Genomic DNA, 26476 nt, shown 5'->3' on the forward strand with positions numbered 1-26476 from the left:
TGCTGATTACGCGACACGTTTCGTCGCGCCGTGGTGGTCGGATCGGGACAAATATTAGCGGAAGGTAGGGTGCAATAACCAACGGGCATTGCACCGGATGCATTGATGAACATCGACAACTCCATCAATTACTTCGCTGGTAATTTCCCCGCCACACCATCCACGTAATAATCCATCTTGCTCAGCGCGTCATCGCTCATCGGACCTTTTTCCAGCCGGATCTTGCCTTCGTTATCCTTGACCGGACCAGCGAAAGGCACGAGGGTGCCGGCGATGATTTCTTTCTCTTTGGTGGCGACCAGCAATTTCACATCGGCCGGTACTGCAGCGCTGATGTTTTCAAACTTGACCATGCCGTCCTTGATGCCACCCCAGACCGTGGTTGGTTTCCATTTGCCGTCGATGACTGCCTGCGCCTGCCCGGTGTAATACGCACCCCAGTGATGGGTGACCGCGCCTAGCTGGGCTTTCGGGCCGAACTTTTTCATGTCGGAATGGTAGGCTACCGCGTACTTGCCTTTTTCTTCGGCGGCCTGCATCACGGCGGTTGAGTCGGTGTGGTTGGTGACGACGTCGGCACCCTGCCCGATCAAGGTCAAGGTCGCATCGCGCTCCTTGCCCGGATCGAACCAGCTATTGACCCAGATGACCTTGACTTCGGCCTTCGGGTCGACGCTGCGCATGCCGCGCGTGAAGGCGTTGATACCCTGGAGTACTTCGGGAATCGGGAACGCAGCGACGTAACCGGCCACATGCGTGGTCGACATTTTTCCGGCCAGCACGCCCGACAAATAGCGCGCTTCATAGAACCGTGCATTGGCGACACCGACATTGGCGGCAGTCTTGTAGCCGGTCAGGTGGATGAACTTCACGTCCGGATATTGCCTGGCGACTTTCAGCGTCGGGTTCATGTAACCGAACGAGGTGGTGATGATCAGCTTGTTGCCTTGCTGTGCGAGGTCGCGGATGACGCGTTCGGCGTCCGCACCTTCGGGCACGTTTTCGACGAACTTGGTCTTGACCTTGGCACCGAGATTCTTTTCCATTTCCTTGCGGCCGATGTCGTGCTGGGTGGTCCAGCCGGCGTCGCCGATCGGGCTGACGTAGACAAAACCGACCCCGAGCGGTTCGGCGGCAAAGGCACTCACCGACAACAGGGCGGCGACAGAAACAGCGCCACGAACGACATTTTTAAACATGGTATTCCTCAAGGTGTGGCTCCCGCGACAGGTCAATGGAAGGTACTGCAGCACGCGGGAAAAACGCTGCAGCGTTGGACATTATGGCGATGCGCATCTTGCACGCCATATCGAAGTGCATATAGCGTGTATCGATGATTACTGATTCGGATTGAAATTTTTCCCGAGCGAAGCAGGCATGTTCAGCCTGATCCAGTTGGCGTTGCGCGAGATCAGCACCAGCACGACGATAGTCGCCAGATACGGCAGCATCGACAGCAATTGCGACGCAATCGGCACGCCCAACCCTTGCAAGTGAAAGGTCAGGATGGTGACACCGCCGAACAGGTAGGCACCACTGAGTACGCGTGCCGGTCGCCAGGTCGCGAAGGTGGTCAGTGCCAGCGCGATCCAGCCGCGTCCGGCCACCATGCCTTCGACCCACAACGGCGTGTAGACCAGCGACAGAAACGCCCCGGCCAGGCCGCAACAGGCACCACCAAACAGCAGCGCCGCCAAGCGGATACGACGCACGTTGTAACCCAGTGCGTGGGCCGACGACGGCGACTCGCCCACTGCGCGCAGAATCAGGCCGGCGCGCGTGCGGTACAAAAACCAGATGATCGCGCCGCACAGCGCCACCGACAGATAGACCATCGGATGCTGGCGAAACAGCGCCGCGCCAACAAACGGCAGATCGCCCAGAAACGGCACGACCGAGCGGGTGTTATGCAGGCTCTGACCAACATAACTGATGCCGATATAAGCCGAGGCACCGGCACCGAACAGCGACAACGCAAGCCCGGTCGCATATTGATTGGTGCCCAGCCAGACCGTCATCAGCGCAAAAAATCCGGCCAGCAGCGCACCGGCCAGCGCACCCGCAACGAAACCCAGCGGCACGCTGCCGGTGTGGATCGTGATCGCAAAACCGATCACGGCCGCCATCAGCATCATGCCTTCGGCACCGAGGTTGACGACGCCGGATTTTTCATTGATCAGCAAACCGAGCGCGGCCAGCAGCAAGGGCGTGCCGGCATTGATCGATGCCGCAATTAGCGGAGCAAAGGATTCCATTATTTTCTCCAGCGCAGTTGATAGCGGATCAGGACATCACAAGCCAGCAAGGCAAACAGCAAGATGCCCTGAAACACGCCAGTGATCGCGCTCGGCATGCCCAGACGCGATTGCGCCAGTTCGCCGCCGATGTAAAACAGCGCCATGATGAAGCTCGAAAAAATCACGCCGACCGGATGCAAGCGGCCGACATAGGCGACGATGATCGCCGCAAAACCGTAACCAGGCGAGACCGACGGCGTCAGTTGTCCGATCGGGCCGATCACTTCGCAGACGCCAGCCAACCCCGACAGCGCACCGCAGATCAGCATCGCCGTCCACAGCGAGGCGCGCGATGAAAAGCCACCGTAGCGCGCCGCCAGCGGCGCCATGCCACCGACCTGCAAGCGCAGTCCGGCAAAACTTTTGGACAGGAATATCCAGGCCAGCAGCGCCGCACCGAACGCCAGCAGGATGCCGATATGCAGACGTGTCTGCGGCACCAGGATCGGCAGCAAAAAGCCGTCGGAGAACATTTTCGACTGCGGAAAATTGAAGCCGTCCGGGTCTTTCAATACGCCATGCACGAGGTAACTCAGCAGCAACTGCGCGACATAGACCAGCATCAGCGAGACCAGAATTTCGCTGGTGTGGAAGCGGTCACGCAAGAAAGCGGTCATCGCTGCCCAGGCCATTCCGCCCAGCATGCCGGCCACCAGCACGACCGTGATCAGCAGCGCGCCGCCGCCGGAGCCATCATCAAAGTACAACCCTGCGGCACCACCGGCGATCGCACCAACCACCAGTTGCCCTTCGGCGCCGATGTTGAATACATTGGCGCGAAAACAGACGGCCAGGCCGATGGCGATCAGCAGCAGCGGCGCGACCTTGATACCGACTTCGGTCCAGCCGCGCAGCGTCTTCAACGGTTCGATAAAAAAGACCGACAGGCCGGTCAGCGGATTTTTGTCCAGCGCGATGAATAGCAGCGCACCGCACAGCACCGTCAGCAGCACCGCCAGCAGCGGCGAACACCACGCCATCAGCGCCGACGGATTGGCGCGCGCTTCAAGCCTGAGCATGCGCGACCTCCTTGCTGGTGGCATTCCACATCCCGCTCATCGACTGACCGATCTGGTCTATGGTGGCATCGGCCCGCGCAACGGGTGGCGACACCCGCCCCTTGGCAATCACAATCAGGCGGTCGGCAATATCGAACAATTCGTCGAGTTCCTCGGAAATGACCAGCAACGCACACCCTGCATCACGCAAGGCCAGCAGTTCGGCGCGGATCTGGGCGGCAGCGCCGACATCGACGCCCCAGGTCGGCTGCGCCACCAGCAGCATGGTGGGCGCGCGCAGGATTTCACGCCCGACGATGTATTTTTGCAGGTTGCCACCGGACAGACTGTTGGCGGCGGCATGCGGACCGGCCGCCTTCACATTGAAGCGCGCGATCACGCTTGCAGCGATCCCGGCAATGGCCTTGAAACGCACCATCCCATACCGCACGGTCGCCGGGGTCTGATGCGACAACAGCACATTCAAAGCCAGCGACAGTTCCGGTACCGCACCGCGCCCGAGCCGTTCTTCGGGCACAAACCCCATTCCCCGCGCGCGTCGACCGGCGGCATTCATGCGGCCGACCGGTTCGCCGTGCAGTGCGATCATGGCCGGTTCGGCACGCGGATCTTCGCCCGACAAGGCGGCCAGCAATTCCTGCTGGCCATTGCCGGAGACACCGGCGATGCCGAGTATTTCACCGGCATGCACATCAAAACTGATGTCCGACAAGGCGGTGGCAAACGGATGATTTTTAGGCAGCGACAACTGCCTCACGGCCAGCACTGTCGCGCCGGGTTTGCGCGCGACATGCTGCATCGCCGGCGGTTCGGCACCGATCATCATGCGCGACAGACTGGCGGCTGTTTCCTGACGCGGATCGCACACGCCGGTGACTTTGCCGCCGCGCATGGCCGTACAGGTATGGCACAACGCACGGATTTCATCGAGCTTGTGGCTGATGTACAAGATGCTGCAGCCCTCCGAGGCCAGCTTGCGCAAGGTCTCGAATAATTTGTCGACTGCTTGCGGTGTCAGCACCGAGGTTGGTTCGTCCAGAATCAGCAATTGCGGTTTGGCCAGCAACGCACGGACGATCTCGACGCGCTGGCATTCGCCGACCGACAAGGTATGCACATGCCGTTGCGGTTCAAGCGCCAGTCCGTATTCGGCCGCGGTGGCGGCAATACGCAAGGCCAGCTCATCGAGACGCGTGCCCTTTGGCAAACCGAGCGCAATGTTTTCCACCACGGTGAGGGTGTCGAATAACGAAAAATGCTGGAACACCATCGCAATGCCGAGCTCGCGTGCAGCAGCCGGATTGTCGATCGTGGTGGCGACACCGTTCCAGCAGAGTACGCCGGCATCGGGCTTGACCGCACCGTAGATGATTTTCATCAGTGTCGATTTACCGGCACCGTTCTCGCCAAGCACGGCATGGATCTCGCCGGGTTGCACGGTCAGGTCGATGCAGTCATTGGCAATCACGGCCGGATAGCGTTTGGTTATTGCGCGCAGCGTCAGGCGGGGCGGCATGTCGGGTGCGGATTCATCGCTCATCGTGGTAAGTCCCGGATTTTTTCTCTCGTTAAAGTACGCCGGATTATCCGCTTCAATATGCGAATGCGGTGATGACGGATAGTGCGAACGACATATAGCTGCAGAATCGATGACTGGCAGGAATTTATAAAAACCACAGCGGCATGGTCTTTTTTTCGGTTTTGCTATCGGGAGCGTCACGGCACAACCAACGGGCATCGCAAAAACGGCGATCTCGGGTATCGTCCTGAAAATCCTCTGCTATCCTGACACCAAGGAGCCTGAATGATCATGAGTCACCCCTTCGACACACTCGATTACGCAAAGAAACTGGCGTCGACTGGCTTGCCGGTTCCGCAGGCCGAACTGCAAGCGCAGTTGCTTGGCGACGTACTGGGAAAGTCGGTCGCCACACCGGATGATCTGGGTGCCCTGAACCAGAATCTTTCCAGCAAAATGGACAATCTGGAACAACGCATTGACAGCAAAATTGAGAACCTGAAACAACACGTCGATAGCAAAATTGACAGCCTGGAACAGCGTATCGACAGCAAAATTGACAGCCTGAAACAGCGTATCGACAGCAAACTTGAGAACCTGGAACAACGCCTGGAAAGCAAAATGGACAATCAGGAACTGCGCAGCGACAACAAATTGGCAGCCTATGCCCGCAAGGTCGATAACCGGCTCACTAGTATGAACGGCGATATTTCTCTGCTGAAATGGATGACCGGCACCACGATCGGACTGCTCTTCACAGTCCTGTTCAAGCTTTTCATGCACTGATCCGATCGGCATCCCGACGTTGTGCCAACCGAGCCCCGCTCTACTCTCCTGCTCTAAGTGTTGTATTTTTACATCGCGCAATCCAGTAACAATTCCTCTGTAACCGCCAGACCCGCATCCGTGCTGGCGTGACGTCTTTACGCTGACTGACATCAGCTCATCCTTATACCCACTATTCAAAACTTTCACTGACGAAATAGTGCAGTTCCCGCATGATCGCTCCGCTGCCAGCCTTTCTGGCTTCACCCAAACGCCCGTCGCCCGCTGATAAAAACCAAAATGGAGTTGTCATGTCCTGTCTCAAGAAAAGCCCGTTTGTCTCTGCCGCTGCCCTCGCTACTCTGATGCTCGCCGGTGGCGCTGTCCAGGCAGCCGACTGGAGCGATACCTATCTGGGTTACCGCTACGGTACGAAGTTCGCCGAGCCATACAATCCGACCGACATCAGCAAGAATATTTTTTCGCTGACCCATGCCAGCGGCTACCAATACGGCACCAACTTCCTTAACGTGGACGTGCTGCTGTCGGATAGCAAAGACCCGGCCAAAGCCGGTAGCTCTGGCGGTGCGCAGGAAATTTACGTGGTGTATCGCCATACGCTCGACATCGGCAAGATCACCGGATCCCCGATCGCTTTCGGTCCGGTACGCGGCGTTGGCATTACCGGCGGATTTGATGTCAATACCAAGAACGATGCCGGCTACGGATCGAAGAAACGCATGCTGGTACTCGGCCCGACACTGATGATGGACGTCCCCGGCTTCCTGAACCTGAGCGTGCTGATGCTCAGGGAGAGCAACCAGCCGTATTTCATCAACGATCGCTATACCTACAAGTTGCACCCGATGCTCAGCGCCGCCTGGGCGATCCCGCTGCCAGTAAGCGCTGTACCGACTTCATTTGAAGGCTATGCCAATTTCATCACCACCAAGGGCAAAGACGAAGTCGGCAATGGCACTTCACCGGAAACCGATGTCGACATGCAAGTGATGTTCGACGTTGGTTCGCTGTCCGGCATGGGCAAGAACACGTTCCGTCTGGGCGTCGAATATCAGTACTGGAAAAACAAGTTCGGCAGCTCTGCATCGATCGCCGGCACCAAGGCCAGCACACCGATGATTCGGCTCGAATATCACTTTTAACACAGACAGGTTAACCAACCGCAAGCGGTGCATTCGGTGCAATGCCCTACGGTTATTGCACCCTACGACTGCTTCATAAAAAAAAGGCCACCGCACGGCAATTGCCGGGCGGTGGCCTTTTTCATTGCGCTTGCATTTGCCGGTTACGCGACCCCGTGCGCCTTGAACCACGCCAGGCATTTTTTCCAGCCCTCCTTCGCATCGGCCTCGACATAGCTGGCCCGATAGTCGGCATGAAACGCGTGACCTGAATTCGGGAACACGACAAATTCGGACTTGCTCTTTCCCTTGGCCAGCGCTTCCTTCATCGTCGCGATGCTTTCCTGCGAAATGCCGGTGTCCTTGCCACCGTACAGGCCCAGTACTGGAACGGTCAGCGTCGGTGCCAGTTCAGTTGCCGACATCGGGTTGAGTGCCGACTGGGTGCCCTGCAACTGGCCGTACCATGACACGCCGGCGCGTACTTGCGGGTTATGGGCAGAATACAGCCAGGTAATCCTTCCGCCCCAGCAGAATCCGGTGATACCCATCCGTTCGACATCGCCGCCATGGGCCTTTGCGTAGGCAACGACCGCGTCGAGGTCAGTCATCACTTGCGCGTCGGGGACTTTCGAGACGACGTTCTTGATCAGCTCCGGGATCGAGATCGCTGCCTTGGCATCGCCCTGACGCAGAAACAGGTCCGGTGCCAGCGCCAGGTAACCGAGCTTGGCAAAGCGTCGCGCCACATCGGCGATGTGTTCGTGCACGCCAAAAATTTCGGAAATCACCAGGATCACTGGCAGGTTGCTCTTGCCGGCAGGTTGTGCGCGATAGACCGGCACGTCCTGACCATTGACGGTGACGTTGATGGTGCCGGCGGTCAGGCCGTCGGTATCCGTCATGATCATGGTCTGTGCCGCAACCGGCAGGACGGCAGCTGCAAAGCCGGTGCCGATCGAGACCTTCATGAAAGTGCGACGGTCAAAGCCATCGGGGAAGGCGCTGGCGCCGATCAGTGATGCGGCGTCCTGCTTCTGGTGATCATCCATGGCGTTCCTTTGGTGAAGTGAGCAAACAGTCAACGAAAAGTGCAGCAGCAATCATAGCCAATCGCCGGCCGGCGCGCCTCAATGCGTTTTAGTGTGCTTCATCCCAGTTCTTGCCGATACCGACTTCCGCCGTCAGCGGCACCTTCAAGTCAGCCACACCGGCCATCAGCGCCGGCAGTTTCACCCGCACCAGTTCCAGCTCGTCCTGTGGCACTTCGAGCACCAGCTCATCGTGCACCTGCATCACCATCAGCGACTTGAGGCCATCGGTCTCTAGCCAACTTTGTACCGCCACCATCGACAGCTTGATCAGATCAGCCGCTGTCCCCTGCATGGGCGCGTTGATCGCGGCGCGTTCGGCACCTTGGCGGCGCGGACCATTCGGTGAATTGATTTCAGGTAGCCACAAGCGACGACCGAAAACAGTTTCGACATAGCCATGCGCCTTGGCTTTCAGGCGCGTCTCGTCCATGAATTGCTTGACCCCGGAAAACCGTGCGAAGTATTTGTCGATATAGCTCTGCGCTGCGCCGCGCTCGATACCGAGATTGCCGGCCAGTCCGAATGCGCTCATGCCGTAAATCAAACCGAAGTTGATGACCTTGGCGTAGCGGCGCTGTTCGGTGGTCACGTCGGCAGCACTGGTCGAAAAAATTTCGGCGGCGGTGGCGCGATGAATGTCGATGCCGTCGGCAAACGCGCGCAGCATGTTGGCGTCGCCCGACAGGTGCGCCATGATGCGCAATTCGATCTGCGAATAGTCAGCCGAGACGATCACGCTGCCAGCCGGTGCGACAAAGGCTTCGCGGATGCGTCGGCCTTCGGCGGTGCGAATCGGGATGTTCTGCAGGTTCGGTTCGTTCGAGGCCAGCCGGCCGGTGACCGCCACCGTCTGCGCGTAGTTGGTGTGGACCCGGCCGGTAGTCGGATCGATCATTTTCGGCAGCTTGTCGGTGTAGGTCGATTTCAGTTTCGACAGGCTGCGGTATTCGAGCAGTACTTTTGGCAGCGGATAATCTTCAGCCAGTTTTGCCAGCACTTCTTCATCGGTCGACGGCGCGCCGGACGGCGTCTTCTTGACCACCGGCAGCTGCAGCTTTTCAAAGAAAATTTCACCGATCTGCTTTGGCGAATTCAGGTTGAATGGCTGGCCGGCCAGCTCGTAGGCCGAGGTCTCGATCTCCAGCATGCGCTTGCCCAGCTCATGCGACTGGATTTGCAAAATGCCGGTGTCGATCAGCACGCCGTTGCGCTCGATCTTTTGCAGCACGACCGCCGTCGGCACTTCGATTTTTTCGTAGACGAACAGCAGCCCTTCGTCGCTCGTCACTTGCGGCAGCATCGCCTGATGCAATTGCAGCGTGATGTCAGCGTCTTCGGCGGCGTACTCGGTCGCCCGGGTGATGTCGACCTGATCGAAACAGATTTGCGACGCGCCCTTGCCGCAGACTTCCTGGAACGTGATCGTGGTGCGACCCAGATGCCGCAATGCGAGGCTATCCATGTCGTGACTGCGGTGGGACTCAAACACGTAGGATTGCAGCATCGTGTCATGCGCGATGCCGCGCAGCGTGATGCCGTGATTGGCAAAAATATGGCTGTCGTACTTCAGGTTCTGGCCGACCTTGGGCTTGCTCGGGTCTTCCAGCCAGGCCTGCATTTTTGCCAGCACCAGTTCGCGCGACAACTGCGCCGGCACATCTGCATACCGATGCGCAACCGGAATATACGCAGCAGTACCCGGCTCGCAGCACAGCGAGATACCTACCAGCTGCGCCTGCAGCGGTACCAGCGAGGTGGTTTCGGTATCGATGGAAGTCAGCGCGGCGGCATCAATGCGGATCAGCCAGCGATCGAGATCGGCTTCGGTCAGGATAGTTTCGTAATGCTGTTCTGCCGGTGCAGCCGGCGCATCGAACAAGCCGGTTTGTGCGTCAGCAGGTGCGGCAGTGGCCGTGACCTCTTCGGCACTAGCCGCCGTCGCCTCGCGCAGCCAGGTCTTGAAACCGAAGCGCGCATACAGATCAATCATCTTCGCCGGGTCCTGCTCCTTGGCCACCAGTGATTCCGGGATCGACACCATGTGGCCATCGAGGTCGCAATCGGTCTTCACGGTGATCAGCACTTTGGCTTGCGGCAGCCAGTCCAGCGCCTTGCGCAAATTCTCGCCGACCGCACCGCCGATATTGGCGGCATTCTCGACGATGCCATCAAGCGTGCCGTATTGCGTGAGCCATTTGACGGCCGTCTTCGGCCCGACCTTGGACACACCCGGCACGTTGTCGACGGTGTCGCCGATCAGGGTCAGGTAATCGACGATGCGCTCGGGCGGCACGCCAAATTTGGCCAGCACACCGTCACGGTCGAGGCGCTCGTTACTCATCGTGTTGATCAGCATGACGTCGTCGTTGACCAGTTGCGCAAGATCCTTGTCGCCGGTCGAGACCACGGTCTTCATACCGTGCCTGACCGCCTGGACGGCCAGCGTACCAATGACATCATCGGCTTCGACGCCCTCGACCATGATCAGCGGCCAGCCCATCGCCCGCACGGCTTCATGGATCGGTTCGACCTGACGTGCGAGGTCTTCCGGCATCGACGCGCGCTGCGCCTTGTACTCGGCATACAGGTCATCGCGGAACGTCTTGCCCTTGGCATCGAAAACGCAGGCGATATAGGCCGCCGGAAAATCGCTGCGCAGGCGACGCAGCATGTTGATGATGCCGTACAGCGCACCGGTCGGCGCGCCTTCCTTGTTGCGCAGATCGGGCAGCGCATGGAAAGCACGGTACAGGTAGCTGGAACCATCGACTAACAACAGGGTATTTTGCATGGGGAGCGGACCGGAAATTGAAGGGTATGGACGCGGTCAGGCCGCGTCGTGATCGGCATGATTATCGCAGACTTGACCCTCGTGCTAGCACGATGGCACACATGTTGCGGTACGCGGAGCGGTTCGACATAGCCGGCAAGCAATACCGAAGGCCACTGACGGTAAGCGCGAGTTCACGAGGTCAGAGTTTTATTTCGCAGGCCGTATCGCGAAAATTAATCCGACCTTGATTGCTGTCGATGAGCTGTGCGACTGTTGGAAAAACCGCAGCCGCGTCGAAGGCAAAAACCGAAGCGCAATCGCGTAGGGTGCAATAACCGGAGGGCATTGCACCAAATGCACCGCTCACCCCAATCACTTCTCCCGCTTGCTATTAGCCAGCTCTTCCTTCCAGCGCACCTCCAGATCACGCTCCCGCGCATCAACCAGCGCCTGGTCATAAAACGTCGCATCCGGCGCTGTGCGGGCGATGCGCAACTGGTCCATCGCCGCTTGCAGACTGCCATCGAGTGCATACGATTCGGCCAATGCCAGATGCTGCAACACACGCTTGCCCTGCGCCGAATACGCCTTGGCCAATTGACTCTGCAATTGCGGGTCGCTCCGGTACAACTGGACCTGGTCACGCAAATACGTGACCGCATCGTCGCTGCGCCCTGCCGCAACCAGCACGTCGGCATAGCGCCGCGCCAATCCGCGTGATAGCGGAAAACGGCTACGCGCAGCATCGGCCACGCTGACCGCCTCGGCATGCTTGCCGGACGCCAGCAACAGGTCGATCTCCAGATAATCCAGCACGCTGCTGTTGCCATCATTGCGCGGCGCGCCGGTGCGCAGTGCGGTGCGCGCTTCCTGCAGCAATGCCAGCGCCTGCGGGTACTCGTTGCGCCGCAATGCCACTAGCGCCAGCCCGTATTTTCCTGCGACTGTTTGCGTGCGGGTTTTTTGCCGTAATTGCGCGGCATAGATCTCGCTGGCATCGCGCCAGCCTTGCGCGCTGTCGTCCTGCAGCACGCGCATGCGCGCCCGGATCAGCTGGAAGTCCAGATTATCGGCATGCTGGCGGTAGCGCAGGTCACGCGTGCGCGCTTCGATATCGGCGATGCGTTCGGTGGTTAGCGGATGCGAGCGCAAGTAGGCCGGCAGGAAATCCGAATACCCGTTCGAGGCGCTTTGCATGCGCCCGAAAAAAGTCACCATGCCGGCCGTCTCGAACCCGGCGTCGCGCAAGATCTGCAAACCGATGCGGTCGGCTTCACGCTCGGCATCGCGGCTAAAATTAAGCTGGCGCTGCAGTGCCACGCCTTGCGATCCGATCAGCAACGCCGCCGAGGCATCCGAACTGGAGCGCGCGGCCAGCACCGCCAGGATCACACCCGCCAGCGGAATCAGCATGTCCTGTTTTTGCTGGCCGAGCATGCGGGCGATGTGGCGCTGCGCCACATGGCCGATCTCGTGCGCGACGACTGAGGCCAGTTCGGATTCGGTTTGCGCCGCCAGCAGCAAGGCCGAATGTACGGCGATGAAACCGCCCGGCAGCGCGAAGGCATTGAGCATCGGATCGCGCACCGCGAAAAAGAAAAAATCGTAGCCTGCTTCGCCACGCGCTTCGGGTCGCGCTGCCAGCAACTGGTTGCCGAAATCATTGAGATATTCGAGCGTCGGCGCATCCTCGAGATAATCCGGGTTATGCCGGATCTCGCGCATGATGTGTTCGCCCAGCTTGCGCTCGGTCAGCGGCGACAAGGATTCGCGCTCGGAGTCCCCGAGGCTGGGCAAGCGGGAATTGTCATTGAGATTGGCTTCGGCGCGGGCCGGCAAGTGCGGCAACGACACGCACGCAATAGCGGCGACTACTGCCAGCGCGCGGCAGACCACAGACAGGCGCAACGGGGACTTGGGTGGGTAGTCGGAAAGTGATTTCACGATGCTATGATACCCGCTCGCCGGCCACACGCGCCGCTCCTGCCACCCCTGCTTTTTCGACTTCTGATGACGATCAAAACCACCCCGCTTGACGCTGTTCCTGCTCCCGCTTCTGTTCCTGTCCACGACGGCTTGACCCATTTCGATAGCGCCGGCCAGGCCCACATGGTCGACGTCGGCAGCAAAGCCGAAACTCACCGCGTCGCGATTGCCAGCGGCACGATCCGGATGAAGCCTGAAACCCTCGCGCTGATCCAGTCCGGCACCGCCAAAAAAGGCGACGTCCTCGGCATCGCCCGCATCGCCGCGATCATGGCCACCAAGCGCACGAGCGAACTGGTGCCGCTGTGTCATCCGCTGGCGCTGACGCGGGTGGTGGTGGACTTCAGTGTGGATGCGGGGTCAAACAGTATTGACTGTACGGCGCAGGTGGAGACGTTTGGCAAGACGGGGGTGGAGATCGAGGCGTTGTTTGCGGTGCAGGTGGGGCTGTTGACTGTTTATGACATGTGCAAGGCGGTGGATAGGGGGATGGTGATTGTGGGGGTGAAGGTGATGGAGAAGCATGGGGGAAGGTCGGGGGATTGGGTGGCTTGATCGCAATACTGGGGTCCTCCACTTTTCTCGAAATTCAAATGGATCGGAAACAAAACAAAATCGCGTCTGAAATACCAGTTCAAAGGTCGCCAATATATTCAATGTTGAACCGTCGTTACCCTTCACAATAATTCTCTGCTATATCCAACCAAGTATTATTTACTGCATTCCGGCTGAACATATTTTTAACTTTTCTACCAAAAAATGACGCCCGCTAAGCGGGCGCCATCTTTCAAACAATAAAGTCTCTGAGACCCCCCAGACTACTCCATCTTGTCATCAATTACAGATCGGATTCTATGCAATTGGTGTGTATGCTTACAGCAGCGCTGCAGCGGTGGCTTGACGGCAATTGGCTGGAACATATTTAAAACCAGTTGCCGGGGTTGCCGAACAAGCCCATGTAATTTGATTTGCCGGAGGAGTACCCACAGCAAGAGCTGCTCCTGGTACGCCTGCTGCGCCACCGTCGAATGGCGTCATTACAATCGTCATGGCGCCTGCCCTAGTTGTAGTAACAACGGTAATAGCACCGGTTAAAGCAGTAACCGCTGGAGCGGTCGCAATGTTCTGTGTCGTGGTACCAGCATTAAGACCGAGTGCAAAGGCAGTACCATTCGAGGCATTGTCGGCGACTGTTATTTTTACAGCATCAGCAGCAACGATGGCCTCTGATACACGAGCCCGCACCGTGTAATCCTGATAAGCAGGCAAAGCCACCGCAGCCAAAATACCAATAATCGCCACCACAATCATCAATTCAATCAGCGTGAAACCCGCCTGTGCCTTCTTAACCATTTTCATCGTTTTCATTTTGCGTATCCCCGTTGGAAGTAGACAGAGGTTTCTGCCACGGGTACGCCATTGCAATCCGCATGCCAGCCAAAAACAAGGCGAAATCACCGTGATTTCACTCTGGCGGCACCCGATGTGACCAGAATCATCACCTTGAGGTGATAATTTACGTCAGGCAATAAAATTTTGGTCTGCTCCTCTACACTGGACTCGCTGCCAATCACTTTCTCAACAAAAATTCCACTTCGGTGCCTGACAAATTGATCACGCTCCCTGGCTCCAGCGGCGTCGCTTCCGCGCCGATCAATACGCCATTGACCACTGGACAACTCTCTCCCTCGACATGCGTGATCAGGAATCCCTGCGGCCGTCGGGTGATCACCGCGACTTGTACGCCGGGGTCGCCGATGGTGGTCTCGGATTTGGTGATCTCCATTTCTTTGCCTGCATGAGGCCCGGTGCGTATCCGCAATAGGGCGACCGGGCTTGGCCGCTGATTGCTTGACGTGGCGATATTGGTATCGCCGCGCTGCGGGGCAATCGCGGAATCAACATGAAAAACGGCGCGTGGAAAACCCAGTTCGCTACTGGTGGCACGCTCGGCACCCCGGCGCGCGGCAGGATTGAAATAACGGATGTCGTAATTGGCGACGCGAATCACGTCGTGATTTTGCAGGTAGTGCTTGCTGACCGGTTCACCGTTGACGAGGATGCCATTGGTACTGTTCAGATCTTCCACAAACGAGTTATGGGCCATCGTGACGATCGCCGCATGAGCGGCGCTGACCAGGAGGTTATCGAGCACGATATCATTGTGCGGACGTCGACCAATCGTAATGCGTTCCTTGTCGAGCTTTACTTCCTGCAGTAATTGGCCATCCAAAGAGACAATGATCTTCGCCATGGTCGTCGTTCCTTTCCGTCGGGCGGTGTGCGCCTGTTATTTGATCCAGCCCAGCAGCCTGTCGATCAGGCCATTTTTTTGTGCTTCGTGATCCTGCACGTACACAAGAATAACGGAAATATTGTCCAAACCACCCTGTTCATTGGCGCTCGCCAGCAAATTGGCAGCGGCAAGTTGCAGGTCTTCTGTCGAGTCTTGCAGGATGGCTTCAATGTGCTGCGCGGTCAGCATGTCCGACAAGCCATCCGAGCAGAGCAGATACAGGTCCCCCGGCAGCACGGCAACATCGTGCACCTCGACTTCGATGACGTCGTCGACGCCCACCGCACGGGTGATCAGGTTGCGATTCGGCGAAAGCCAGGCTTCGTCCGCACTGACCAGTCCGGCGTCGAGCTGTTCCTGCACGAACGAATGGTCTCGCGTCAGTTGCTCCAGCTGGCCGTCGCGCTGGCGGTAGCAGCGTGAATCACCGACGTGGGCCAGTGTCATCGTCTCGTGATGGAACAATGCCATCACCAGCGTGGTGCCCATGCCGGTGTACTCCGGCTCCAGCAAGGCGGCCGTGAGGATCGCCGTGTTTGCCTCGTTGACGGCATGACTCAGCAACGCGGGCAGGTGGTCGCTGGCATCGACGGCCAGTTCAGATGCAATCGCCTGCAATTCCGTTTCCATCACTTGCCGTACGATGGTGATCGCCATGTTGCTGGCGACTTCGCCGGCGTTATAGCCGCCCATGCCGTCGGCCAGGATGACCAGCCCGAAGTCGGGACTGATCGCAATCGCATCTTCGTTATGGGGCCGCAACAGACCCGTATCGGTCAATGCGGCAAATTCGAGTTGCAATGGGATCGACATAGGCTTGCACAATAAAATCAGCGATGAACAGACGACATGGTGCTGCGAAGTGCGCGACCTGGTCAGGATTCACCGAAGCGCACGGCTCTTGCGTGGGCGTTTCGCGCCCGCTGTAAAAATTAGGACCTGCATCAATGCAAAGGGGGAGCCGAAGCTCCCCGCTGGCCGCTCGGCGGCCGGTTCAAGCGACGATCGATTACAACATGGATTTCAGCAAGCGCGCCATTTCGGACGGGTTCTTGGTGACCGTGATACCACAGGCTTCCATGATGTCGAGCTTGGCTTGAGCGGTGTCGGCACCGCCCGAGATCAGCGCGCCAGCATGGCCCATGCGCTTGCCCGGAGGAGCGGTGACGCCGGCGATGAAGCCAACGACCGGTTTTTTCATGTTGTCCTTGATCCAGTAAGCCGCATTGGCTTCGTCCGGACCGCCAATTTCGCCGATCATGATGACGGCATCGGTATCCGGATCGTCATTGAACATGCGCATGATGTCGATGTGCTTGAGACCGTTGATCGGGTCGCCACCAATACCGACGGCCGACGATTGACCCAGACCCAGTGCGGTCAGTTGGCCAACCGCTTCATAGGTCAGCGTACCAGAGCGTGAGACCACGCCGATACGACCAGCCTTGTGGATGTGACCCGGCATGATGCCGATCTTGATTTCGTCCGGAGTGATCAGGCCGGGGCAGTTTGGTCCGAGCAGCAAGGTCTTGCTGCCGGATTTGGCCATGCGGTCTTTCAAGGCCATCATGTCGCGGACAGGGATGCCTTCGGTGATGCAGATGGCGAGATCGAGTTCGGCTTCGACCGCTTCCCAGATCGCGGCAGCAGCGCCGGCTGGCGGGACGTAAATGACCGATACGTTGACGCCGGTCTTGGCCTTGGCTTCAGCGACGTTGGCAAAAATCGGAATGCCTTCGAAGTCTTCGCCGGCTTTTTTCGGATTAACGCCAGCAACGAAGCAATTCGCGCCGTTGGCATACTCGCGGCACATGCGCGTATGGAACTGGCCGGTCTTGCCGGTAATTCCCTGGGTTACGACTTTGGTATCTTTATTGATCAGAATCGACATAGTTATTCCTAATAGCTCGTGGTGGGGCGCGCGGGTTAGTGTGCTTTGGCGGCAGCGACTACCTGGCGGGCGGCATCTTCCATCGTGTCGGCGGCGATAATCGGCAGGCCAGACTCGGCGAGCATTTTCTTGCCCAGATCTTCGTTGGTGCCCTTCATGCGCACAACCAGCGGCACGGTCAGCGAGACGGCTTTGGAGGCGACGATCACGCCTTCGGCGATCACGTCACACTTCATGATGCCGCCGAAGATGTTGACCAGAATGGCTTTCAGGCCGGGGTTCTTCAACATGATCTTGAAGGCTTCGGTCACTTTTTCTGCCGTGGCACCGCCGCCGACATCAAGGAAGTTGGCCGGCTCGCCGCCAAACAATTTGATGGTATCCATCGTGGCCATGGCCAGACCGGCACCGTTGACCAGACAACCGATGTCGCCGTCCAGCGAGATGTAGGCGAGGTCGAACTTCGAGGCTTCGACTTCGGCGGCATCTTCTTCGTCGAGGTCACGATAAGCGACGATTTCAGGCTGGCGATACAGCGCATTGGCGTCGAAGTTGAACTTGGCGTCGAGCGCGATGACCTTGCCGGAACCGGTCAGGATCAGCGGGTTGATTTCGGCCAGCGCCGCGTCAGTTTCCCAGTAAGCCTTGTACAAACCTTGCAACTGCGTGCGGGCGTCGACGATCGAGGCAGACGGCACACCAATTTTTGCAGCAATGCCATCGGCTTCGGCATCGGTCAGGCCAACGGCCGGATCGATGGCGATATGGTGCAGCAGTTCGGGATGGCTCTCGGCGACTTCTTCGATATCCATGCCGCCTTCGCTCGATGCCATCAGCACCACGCGTTGCGTGACGCGATCGGTCACGAGGCTGACGTACAGTTCCTTGGCGATATCAGCGCCTTCTTCGATCAGCAGGCGACGCACTTGCTGGCCTTCCGGGCTGGTCTGGTGCGTGACCAGTTGCATGCCGAGGATGGCCGTGGCGTATTCGCGCACTTGCTCGAGAGTCTTGGCGACCTTGACGCCGCCGCCTTTACCGCGACCGCCTGCATGAATCTGCGCTTTGACGACCCAGACCGGACCACCGAGTGTCTCGGCCGCCTTGACGGCATCCTCGACGGAGTTGCACGGAATACCGCGCGGGGTGGTGACGCCGTATTTGCGGAGGATTTCTTTACCCTGATACTCATGAATTTTCATGCGAGCTTCCCTTCAGACGCTGATCGTAAAAATGCTGGTTGACTAACTGGATTGAAACGGTTCCGCGATCTTGGCAACCCATCGCGGGTAGTAAAGCGCGACCGCTGCGCCATCCGTGCGCAAGGCATGACAGCGGTCGAGTTGAAATGGTTGGCTTGGCTGATCGCTGGCGGCACTGCTGCCATCGCGTGTGTCGATAACCTCGCCGGAAAGCGCCTGGATCGCCGCGGTCGGCAGGATCTGCGCCAGTTCGGTCAGATGGGTGCAGCCGGCGGTGCCACCGAGCCGAAGTGTCAGCTGACGGCGAAAATTGCGCATCAGATTCAGGCCGACCATCGCCTGGTAGGCGGGACTGATGGTGTCGCAATAGCCGGGATACGGCACGGCATCCGAGGCTGCTTCGACGGCGATGATATCGAGATTGACGTTGATGGTCAGGCGTAGTTTGAGATCGTGAATTGGCATGCCTGCCGGACGATCGCCGGATGCTAGCGGGACCACGCGGGTCTTGATATCGGTAATTTGCGCTTCGATATCCCATAGCTTGTCGTCACGTGCATACGCCTCGACCTTGAGGGTACGGGTATGTTTGAGCGCGCTACGAGAAACAGGATGAGATAGGGGCATTCGGACCACTGCCATAAAAGAGCGACAACGAAAATAACTGCCGCATTTGCGTTCAGTGAAAGCAGATTCTGCGCTCACAACCGCTCATGCGGCACTGCAAAAACCGGGAAAGTGTAGCACAGCTCAATTTGCCGTTACCACCGGGTACCACGACACGAAGGATATTTTGCGTTGCACATTGTCTGTGGTGATCTCTTGCTGCTGGGTGCAGCTGGGTTGCAGCTGGGTTGCAGCCGGGTTGCAGCCAAATTGCTGCCGGATTGCTGCCAAATTGCTGCCAAATTGCTGCCGGATTATTTCAATCGGTGTCGTCTGGAAACCACTCATCGCTGCCACGCAGGCGCATCACCGACTCGATGGCCTTGTGCGAGAAACCGCGTTGCTGCAAAAAACGCATCTGCTTGCCGCGCTCGCTTGCATCGGCCGCTGGCGTACCAAATTTTTTGAGCCAGACATCCCGTGCGCGCGTCAGTTCGTCGACCTGCAGACGACCTTTCAGATCGACGAGTGCATCGCCCTGGATACCATGGCTTTGCAATTCGGAAATGATACGGCTGTTGCCGTACCGGGCGGCACGGCGATGAATCAGGGATTCGGAGAAGCGGGCTTGCGACAGGAACTTGGCACTTTCGAGCCAGTCAAGAAGCGCCTCGACATCGTCGCCTTCCTGAACGTGGCGCTGCAATTTGCGCGCCAGTTCAAGGCGACTGTGTTCACGCATCGACAGAAAGCGCAAGGCCCGCGCCTTCAGACTGACGACTGGCCTTGCCATCAGGCGGGCAAGACCGCTGTCAGTTCGTCAGCTATCAGTTCGTCAGCACGGGCCGCGACGTTCATTCGGCAACAACATCCTTGCCTTCGGCAGCGGATTTTTCGGCGGCTTTGTCGGCCGCCTTTTTCTTGGCCGGCTCGGACGACTTCATCGCGCCGAGTTCAGGCACGCCCAGCGAGACACGTACCTTGTTCTCGATTTCGCGCGCCAGTTCCGGACGCTCTTTCAGGAAGGTGCGTGCATTGTCCTTGCCCTGACCGATACGCTCGCCGTTGTAGCTGTACCAGGCACCGGCTTTTTCGACGATCTTGGCATCGGCACCCAGGTCGAGGATTTCGCCTTCACGCGATACGCCTTCGCCATACAGGATGTCAAAATGCGCTTCGCGAAATGGCGGCGCGATCTTGTTCTTGACGACCTTGACTTTGGTCTCGTTACCGATGACTTCGTCGCCGGACTTGATCGAACCGGTGCGACGAATGTCGAGCCGTACCGACGCATAGAATTTCAGCGCATTGCCGCCGGTGGTGGTTTCGGGATTACCGAACATGACGCCGATTTTCATGCGGATCTGGTTAATGAAAATGACCAGCGTGTTGGTGCGGTTGATCGAACCAGTGAGCTTGCGCAGTGCTTGCGACATCAATCGTGCCTGCAGGCCCGGCAGCGAGTCACCCATGTCGCCTTCGATTTCGGCGCGTGGCGTCAATGCCGCGACCGAGTCGATGACGATCAGGTCGACACCACCCGAGCGCACCAGCGCATCGGTAATCTCGAGAGCTTGTTCGCCGGTGTCCGGCTGCGAGATCAGCAACTCCGACAGGTTGATACCGAGCTTTTGCGCGTAGCCGACATCGAGTGCATGTTCGGCGTCGATGAAGGCGCAGGTACCACCGAGTTTTTGCATTTCAGCGATGGTTTGCAGCGTCAGCGTGGTCTTGCCGGACGACTCGGGACCGTAGATCTCGACCACGCGGCCACGTGGCAAGCCACCGACGCCGAGCGCGATATCGAGGCCGAGCGAACCGGTCGAGACGACCTGAACTTCTTCCACGACCGCGCCGTCAGCCATGCGCATGACCGAGCCTTTGCCGAACTGTTTTTCAATCTGGGCCAGCGCTGCCGCCAACGCCTTGCTTTTATCCGAACCGGTTACGGCTTTTTTGTCGTCCATGAATATTCTTTCAACGTTGGAGGTGCCGACCAGATGGCGTCAGCAAAATGAATCACAACCCGCACTGTATAAAAAAACAGTAGTTTATGCAAGCAGAGGTTTTTGCGAGAAATCAATGATCATGACCGAAATCGCTCATCCTGAGGACATCGTTGCTCTCAAAGGGGGTGAAGATACATGATGAAATAATTGTCTGCGCGTCCAATGGTAATCTTCGCCCTGGTTGTCATGATGGGATCGTTGCATTGGCCCCTGCTCAGGCTCTTTACTTTACCGGATTCGCACCGCTCCTTGCCCTACGACACAACAACACCCATCCATCCGCACCGCCGGCGCTCCAGCGACCGCATCGAACCTGTCGCACCGCCACGCAGAAAGCCGGCGACGACGACGGTCGGCGTCGTCATCATGCTGCTTTTGCACGCACTGGTGCTGTGGCTCATCATTTATCACCAGAGCGACATGCCGTTGCCGGTGCAGGGGAGCCCGGAAGTCGAGACCACGCTGATGCTGATTCCGACTACGCCAAAGCGCTCCTCCCGGCCAACGCGACCGAGCGGAGCAGACGTCCCTGCCAAGCCCGTCGCCAAACCCCAACGGCCAGCGCCGCAACGACAAGCCGCAGCCCGTCCGAGCCGGCCAAGACCGGCACCGGAACCGACCATTACGCAGCAACCACTTAATCGCACCCTGCCACGGCCAGAGCCCGCACAGCCACCGGCGGAGGACTTTTCGAGCCGGTTGGCAGCGCGCCAGCAGCAGCGCGCCGAGGCCCAATCGCAGGAACGCGAAACCCAGGCCGCACGCGGCTCGCCAGAGCAGCAGGAAAACGAGCGCGGCAAGCAGGCCGCCCTGGCCAACATTGCCTCGAGCATGAAAGCGGCCGGCATTGAAAAAGAAAGCGGTGGCGGCCTGTTCCAGTTACGCGAAGTCGGCGCACACAACGCCGAATTCCTGTTCCGTGGCTGGAAAAAAGAAGCCGGGCGCAACTGGAGTCAGGTGCTCAACGTCGAACAGGGCAGCGAGGAAGATGTGCGCATCGCCGTGGTCAAGAAAATGATCGAGATCATCCGCGAGCACACCCAGGATGATTTCACCTGGCAGTCGCAGCGTCTCGGTAAAACCGTCACGCTCAGTGCCAAGCCAGCCGATTCGGCCGGACTGCAGCAATTCCTGTTGCGCGAATTTTTCCCGAATTACAGTCCGCCGCGGCGCTAGCTCACCTTGCCCGAACCCGACGAACACAATAGACTCTCCGCATTCCAACCCGGGCCAATAACGATGCGTATCCTGCTTGCCGAAGACGACAGTGTGCTGGCCGATGGCTTGACGCGTTCGCTGCGCCAGTCCGGGTATGCGACCGATTGCGTGCACAACGGGGTCGAAGCCGATCTGGCGCTGTCCACCCAGGATTTCGATTTGCTGATCCTCGACCTCGGCCTGCCGCGCATGTCGGGGCTGGAAGTCCTGCGCAAACTGCGCGCCCGCAATTCCCATTTACCCGTGCTGATCCTGACGGCAGCCGATTCGGTCGAGCAGCGTGTCAAGGGCCTCGACCTCGGTGCCGATGACTACATGGCCAAGCCGTTTGCACTGTCCGAACTCGAAGCACGCGTGCGCGCCCTGACCCGCCGTGGCGTCGGCGGCGGACCGACCGTGGTGCGGCACGGACCGCTGTCCTACGATCAGGTCGGCCGCATTGCCTACCTGAGCGAGCAGATGCTGGACCTGTCCGCGCGCGAACTCGGTCTGCTCGAAGTGCTGCTGCAACGCACTGGCCGGCTGGTATCGAAAGAGCAGCTAGTCGATCATCTGTGCGAATGGGGCGAAGAAGTCAGCAACAACGCCATCGAAGTCTACGTCCACCGCTTACGCAAGAAGATCGAGTTCGGCGGCGTGCGGATTGCGACGGTGCGCGGCCTCGGATATTGCCTCGAAAAATACATCGACGCGCCGGCTGTGCCCTGAGATGGTGACGCGGGAAATGCCTGACCCGGCGGGTCCGGCTGGCATTGACGGCACCGACGAGCCGATCCGGCGCTCGCTGTTCGGCGAAATCCTCGACTGGATGCTGGTGCCACTGCTGCTGTTATGGCCGATGAGTATCGCCATCACGTATCTGGTCGCGAAGTCGATTGCCAACCAGCCGTTTGACCACGCCCTCGACGATAGCGTGACGGTGCTGTCGCAGCAGGTGCGCGAAGTCGACGGCAAGGTGGTTGCGCTGTTGCCCGGAGTTGCACGCGATATCCTGCGGGCCGAAGAAGTCGATACCGTGTATTACCAGGTGCGCGGTATCGACGGCGAGGTCATCGATGGCGATCACGACATGGCAGCGCCGGCCGAGGAAGACAGCGCGCCCACCAGCACGGTGCAGTTTCGCGATGAGCGCATCCACGGCAACGAAGTACGCATCGCCTATGTGCAGGTCGACTTGCGGTCGTCCCGTCTGGTCCGGGAACAGGCCAGTGACGCGGTCAGTTACGCGGTCAGCGAACCGCGCATGGCGCTGGTGCAGGTCGGCGAAACCCTCGACAAACGGGCTCAACTGGCCAACGAAATCATCAAGGGCGTGATCCTGCCGCAATTCATTATCTTGCCGCTGGCACTGGCGCTGGTCTGGTTTGCACTGGCACGCGGCCTGGCACCGCTGGCCGAACTGCAGCAACGTATCCGCGCGCGCCGACCGGACGACCTCAGCCCGATCAATTCGGGCCAGGTGCCGGAAGAAATCTCGCCTCTGGTGCGCTCGCTCAACGACATGCTCGAACGGTTATCCAAAACCATCGATCTGCAAAAACGCTTTATTGCCGACGCCGCGCATCAGATGAAGACGCCATTGGCCGGCATGCGCATGCAGTCCGAGCTGGCATTACGGCAGACCTCGCAAGACGAAATCCATCGCTCGCTGGAACAACTGTCGAAAAGCTCCGAAGCGGCGACCCGTCTGATCAATCAACTATTGTCGCTGGCCCATGCCGAGAACCGGTCCGAGCGAACGCGTGCTTTCGAGCCGATCGAACTGTGCGAACTGGCGCGCGACGTCGTGCAGGAATGGGTGCCGGGGGCCATCGCCAGACAGATCGATATCGGTTTCGAGCAACCGGGTCATCCGGTCATGACGAAAGGCAATGCGATGCTGTTGCGCGAACTGCTGAGCAACCTGATCGACAATGCACTGCGCTACACCCCGTCAAGCGGCAGCGTCACCATCCGCGTGCGCACTGACGACGACAGCCAGCAGGCAATACTGGAAATCGAAGACACCGGACCCGGCATCGCGGCAACCGAACGTAGTCACGTCTTCGAGCGCTTCTACCGCATCCTCGGCAGCAACGTCGAGGGCAGCGGTCTGGGGCTGGCGATCGTGCGCGAAATCGCCTTGCAGCATGATGCCGAAGTCGATGTCTTCAGCAATCCGCACTGCCGTGATCCGAAAAGTCCGGGCAGCCTGTTTCGCGTCACGCTGCCGATGGCGGGCGCATTGTCGTTCATCGAGGATATCGGCTGATGCGCGAATTCCTGCCCGGCGCACCGCTCAACGCCGCCGCCCACTGGCGCCTGACCCTCCGCCTGACACTGCAATTGCTGGCCGGCTGGTTCGTCATCACGGTCACCATCATCTGGTTCGCACGCGAGCTCGATGCGCTGGTCCTGTTTGGCTGGCCACTCTCTTTTTACATGGCCGCGCAAGGCGCGACGCTGATCTATGTCGCGCTGGTCGGCGCTTACGCATGGCGCATGCGGACACTGGATCGCCGCTACGTGCCGGAGCCCGACGATGCGTGACAAGCTTTTCGCCAGCCGCCTGAAAACCTACTACGCGTGGTTTACCGTCTGCTTCGTGCTGTTCTTGCTGACCCTGGCGATCCTCGAAAAGGAAGGCATGCCGCGCATCTGGATCGGGTACCTGTTCCTGTTCGCCACCATCGTCATGTATGCCGGCATTGGCGTGATCAGCCGCACCGCCGATGTCTCCGAGTACTACGTGGCAGGACGACGGGTACCGGCTATCTTCAATGGCATGGCAACCGCCGCCGACTGGATGTCGGCAGCCAGTTTCCTGAGTCTGGCCGGCGGGCTTTATCTGCAAGGGTTCGACGGCCTGGCCTATGTGATGGGCTGGACTGGCGGCTTCGTGCTGGTGGCGTTGCTGGTGGCACCGTACCTGCGCAAGTTCGGCCATTACACGGTGCCCGACTATCTGGCTGCGCGATACGGCGGGGGCTACGGTAATGACATGGTGCGCACCCTGTCCGTGTTCGCCACGGTCATTGTGTCGTTCACCTATGTGGTCGCGCAGATTTATGGCGTCGGGCTGATTACCTCACGCTTTACCGGGGTCGATTTCTCGGTCGGGATTTTTCTCGGACTGGCCAGCATTCTGGTCTGCTCGTTCCTCGGTGGCATGCGCGCGGTGACGTGGACCCAGGTCGCGCAGTACCTGATCATGCTCATTGCCTACATGATTCCGGTGGTCTGGATGTCGGTCAAGCACACCAGCGTGCCGGTGCCCCAGGTGTCGTACGGGACGGCGCTGTCGGCCTTGAGCCAACGTGAAAAAGTCCTCAATGCCGATCCGAAGGAGCAGCAGGTGCGCGACGTGTTCCGGCAGCGTGCTGCTGAACTCGACGTGCGTATCGCCAGGTTGCCCGCATCATGGTCGGATGGCCTGCTCGATGCCCGGCGCCAGGTCGAACAGCTCAAGCGCGACAACGCCACGCTGATCGACATCCGCAGCGCCAGCCGTGTGCTGGCAGCGTATCCGAAGGATAGCGGCGAGGCACAGCGTCTGTGGACCGAGTCGCGCAACAATTACCTGGCCCGCGCCGCACCGATCCTGCCGCACGCGACGCCGTTCCCGGCGGCCGACGCCGCCGCGTCCGACACCAAGCGCAACAACTTCCTGGCGCTGGTGCTGTGCCTGATGATGGGTACGGCGGCGCTGCCGCATGTGCTGGTGCGCTTCTACACGACACCCTCCGTGCATCAGGCCCGCAAGTCGGTCTTCTGGACCCTGTTTTTTATCATGCTGCTGTACATCACGATTCCGGCGCTGGCGGTACTGGTCAAGCTCGACATCTACAGCACGCTGGTCGGTTCCGAGTTCTCCCACTTGCCCGGCTGGGTCTCGTACTGGGCCAACCTCGACAAGCTCCATCCGCTGGTAAGCATTGTCGACATCAACCACGACGGCATCGTGCAACTGGCCGAGGTGGTGCTCGATGGCGATATCGTGGTGCTGGCCACGCCGGAAATCGCCGGCCTGCCCTACGTGATCTCGGGTCTGATCGCCGCCGGCGGGCTGGCGGCTGCCCTGTCGACCGCCGATGGCTTGCTGCTGACGATTGCCAGCGCGCTCTCGCATGACGTGTATTACAAGAAAATCGACCCGACCGCCTCGACCCAGAAACGGGTGACGATTTCCAAGCTGCTGCTGCTGGTGGTCGCCCTGGTGGCCGCCTACGTTGCCTCGCTCAAGCCCGGCAATATTTTGTCGATGGTCGGTGCGGCATTTTCGCTGGCGGCATCGATGCTGTTCCCGGCGCTGGCGCTGGGCGTCTTCTGGAAACGTGCGAACCAGCCCGGTGCGATCGCCGGCATGCTCGCCGGACTGGTGGTGTGCGTGACATACATGCTGCGCACCTATCCGGCGCTCGGCGGCTCGGTTGCGGGGCAGTGGTTTCAGATTGCACCAATATCGGCCGGCATCTTCGGCGTACCAGCCGGGTTCCTCGCGCTGATCGTGGTCAGCCTGCTGACACCGGCACCGGACCAGCACACCCTGGCGCTGATCGACCGTTTGCGAAAACCCGATTAGCGACCTCAGTCACATACGCCAGCAGATCGTCGTGTCGGCTGGCACATTTCTTGATACTCTGTCACACGGCCCGCTGCACGCATTGCGTCGCAGCGTCA

At 59.2% G+C, this 26476-nt stretch carries 24 protein-coding genes; 9 read left to right on the plus strand and 15 right to left on the minus strand.

Going from position 1 to position 26476, the window contains the following annotated elements; translation table 11 throughout:
- Window positions 1–128 precede the first annotated feature (128 nt).
- From QN370_RS14535 to QN370_RS14550, 4 genes are all read right to left on the minus strand, one after another.
- The gene (locus QN370_RS14535) at window positions 129–1199 is read right to left on the minus strand and encodes a BMP family ABC transporter substrate-binding protein (RefSeq protein WP_322128695.1); all 1071 of its coding nucleotides are present in this window, start codon (window positions 1197–1199) and stop codon (window positions 129–131) included.
- A 138-nt stretch (window positions 1200–1337) separates the two neighbouring features.
- A complete protein-coding gene (locus tag QN370_RS14540; protein WP_322128696.1) occupies window positions 1338–2255 on the minus strand; it encodes an ABC transporter permease in 918 nt (305 codons plus the stop codon).
- Entirely contained in the window at window positions 2255–3316 is a 1062-nt protein-coding gene (locus QN370_RS14545; RefSeq protein WP_322128697.1) for an ABC transporter permease, read from the minus strand. Before QN370_RS14545 ends, QN370_RS14540 begins: the two co-directional genes overlap by 1 nt.
- Window positions 3303–4832 carry an ABC transporter ATP-binding protein gene (locus QN370_RS14550; protein WP_416172185.1) on the minus strand — a complete coding sequence of 510 codons (1530 nt, stop codon included), beginning with the start codon at window positions 4830–4832 and terminating at the stop codon, window positions 3303–3305. The genes QN370_RS14545 and QN370_RS14550 overlap by 14 nt, the downstream gene beginning before the upstream one ends.
- A gap of 294 nt (window positions 4833–5126) precedes the next feature.
- Between QN370_RS14550 and QN370_RS14555 the strand changes: the two genes are divergently transcribed.
- The gene (locus QN370_RS14555) at window positions 5127–5621 is read left to right on the plus strand and encodes a DUF4164 family protein (RefSeq protein ID WP_322128699.1); all 495 of its coding nucleotides are present in this window, start codon (window positions 5127–5129) and stop codon (window positions 5619–5621) included.
- Window positions 5622–5911: 290 nt separating this feature from the next.
- On the plus strand, window positions 5912–6763 hold the full coding sequence (locus QN370_RS14560) for an outer envelope protein (protein WP_322128700.1): 852 nt from the start codon (window positions 5912–5914) through the stop codon (window positions 6761–6763).
- 143 nt (window positions 6764–6906) lie between these two features.
- On the opposite strand, the gene QN370_RS14565 is transcribed toward QN370_RS14560, so the two are convergent.
- The 3 genes from QN370_RS14565 to QN370_RS14575 all read right to left on the minus strand — a co-directional run bounded on the left by QN370_RS14565 (window position 6907) and on the right by QN370_RS14575 (window position 12553).
- A complete protein-coding gene (locus tag QN370_RS14565) occupies window positions 6907–7794 on the minus strand; it encodes a dienelactone hydrolase family protein (protein WP_322128701.1) in 888 nt (295 codons plus the stop codon).
- Window positions 7795–7882: 88 nt separating this feature from the next.
- Window positions 7883–10627: a DNA polymerase I gene (gene polA / locus QN370_RS14570; RefSeq protein WP_322128702.1), complete on the minus strand. Its 2745-nt coding sequence runs from the start codon at window positions 10625–10627 to the stop codon at window positions 7883–7885.
- A 354-nt stretch (window positions 10628–10981) separates the two neighbouring features.
- On the minus strand, window positions 10982–12553 hold the full coding sequence (locus QN370_RS14575; protein ID WP_416172166.1) for a M48 family metalloprotease: 1572 nt from the start codon (window positions 12551–12553) through the stop codon (window positions 10982–10984).
- Between the two features lie 66 nt (window positions 12554–12619).
- Between QN370_RS14575 and moaC the strand changes: the two genes are divergently transcribed.
- Window positions 12620–13150, plus strand: coding sequence for a cyclic pyranopterin monophosphate synthase MoaC (moaC, locus tag QN370_RS14580; protein ID WP_322128703.1), 531 nt, complete (start codon window positions 12620–12622; stop codon window positions 13148–13150).
- A 318-nt stretch (window positions 13151–13468) separates the two neighbouring features.
- Here the strand turns inward: moaC and QN370_RS14585 are convergent, their stop codons facing one another.
- The 8 genes from QN370_RS14585 to recA form a co-directional block, all read right to left on the minus strand.
- Window positions 13469–13954, minus strand: coding sequence for a pilin (locus tag QN370_RS14585; protein ID WP_416172186.1), 486 nt, complete (start codon window positions 13952–13954; stop codon window positions 13469–13471).
- Between the two features lie 211 nt (window positions 13955–14165).
- Complete coding sequence (locus QN370_RS14590) at window positions 14166–14849, minus strand: FHA domain-containing protein (protein WP_322128705.1); 684 nt, start codon at window positions 14847–14849, stop codon at window positions 14166–14168.
- 36 nt (window positions 14850–14885) lie between these two features.
- A complete protein-coding gene (locus QN370_RS14595; RefSeq protein ID WP_322128706.1) occupies window positions 14886–15704 on the minus strand; it encodes a Stp1/IreP family PP2C-type Ser/Thr phosphatase in 819 nt (272 codons plus the stop codon).
- A 196-nt stretch (window positions 15705–15900) separates the two neighbouring features.
- Window positions 15901–16782, minus strand: a complete 882-nt coding sequence (sucD, locus tag QN370_RS14600; RefSeq protein ID WP_009666159.1) for a succinate--CoA ligase subunit alpha — start codon at window positions 16780–16782, stop codon at window positions 15901–15903.
- A 35-nt stretch (window positions 16783–16817) separates the two neighbouring features.
- Window positions 16818–17984 (minus strand): ADP-forming succinate--CoA ligase subunit beta, encoded by a 1167-nt coding sequence (sucC, locus tag QN370_RS14605; protein ID WP_322128707.1) that lies wholly within the window; start codon window positions 17982–17984, stop codon window positions 16818–16820.
- 42 nt (window positions 17985–18026) lie between these two features.
- On the minus strand, window positions 18027–18611 hold the full coding sequence (locus tag QN370_RS14610) for a DUF2889 domain-containing protein (protein WP_322128708.1): 585 nt from the start codon (window positions 18609–18611) through the stop codon (window positions 18027–18029).
- A 298-nt stretch (window positions 18612–18909) separates the two neighbouring features.
- The gene (gene recX, locus QN370_RS14615; RefSeq protein WP_322128709.1) at window positions 18910–19383 is read right to left on the minus strand and encodes a recombination regulator RecX; all 474 of its coding nucleotides are present in this window, start codon (window positions 19381–19383) and stop codon (window positions 18910–18912) included.
- Between the two features lie 61 nt (window positions 19384–19444).
- Complete coding sequence (recA, locus tag QN370_RS14620) at window positions 19445–20557, minus strand: recombinase RecA (RefSeq protein WP_322128710.1); 1113 nt, start codon at window positions 20555–20557, stop codon at window positions 19445–19447.
- Here recA and QN370_RS14625 point away from each other — a divergent pair.
- From QN370_RS14625 to QN370_RS14650, 6 genes are all read left to right on the plus strand, one after another.
- Window positions 20556–20738 (plus strand): hypothetical protein, encoded by a 183-nt coding sequence (locus tag QN370_RS14625; RefSeq protein ID WP_322128711.1) that lies wholly within the window; start codon window positions 20556–20558, stop codon window positions 20736–20738. The two genes, recA and QN370_RS14625, sit on opposite strands and share 2 nt — an antisense overlap.
- A 110-nt stretch (window positions 20739–20848) precedes the next feature.
- The gene (locus QN370_RS14630) at window positions 20849–21775 is read left to right on the plus strand and encodes a hypothetical protein (protein ID WP_322128712.1); all 927 of its coding nucleotides are present in this window, start codon (window positions 20849–20851) and stop codon (window positions 21773–21775) included.
- A 63-nt stretch (window positions 21776–21838) separates the two neighbouring features.
- On the plus strand, window positions 21839–22525 hold the full coding sequence (locus tag QN370_RS14635) for a response regulator transcription factor (protein ID WP_322128713.1): 687 nt from the start codon (window positions 21839–21841) through the stop codon (window positions 22523–22525).
- A gap of 16 nt (window positions 22526–22541) precedes the next feature.
- Entirely contained in the window at window positions 22542–24068 is a 1527-nt protein-coding gene (locus QN370_RS14640) for a sensor histidine kinase (RefSeq protein ID WP_322128714.1), read from the plus strand.
- Window positions 24068–24346, plus strand: coding sequence for a DUF4212 domain-containing protein (locus QN370_RS14645; RefSeq protein ID WP_322128715.1), 279 nt, complete (start codon window positions 24068–24070; stop codon window positions 24344–24346). The genes QN370_RS14640 and QN370_RS14645 overlap by 1 nt, the downstream gene beginning before the upstream one ends.
- The gene (locus QN370_RS14650) at window positions 24339–26378 is read left to right on the plus strand and encodes a sodium:solute symporter family protein (protein ID WP_322128716.1); all 2040 of its coding nucleotides are present in this window, start codon (window positions 24339–24341) and stop codon (window positions 26376–26378) included. The genes QN370_RS14645 and QN370_RS14650 overlap by 8 nt, the downstream gene beginning before the upstream one ends.
- The last annotated feature ends 98 nt before the right edge of the window (window positions 26379–26476 follow it).

It is taken from the genome of Actimicrobium sp. CCI2.3 (assembly GCF_035019065.1).
GTDB lineage: Bacteria > Pseudomonadota > Gammaproteobacteria > Burkholderiales > Burkholderiaceae_D > Actimicrobium.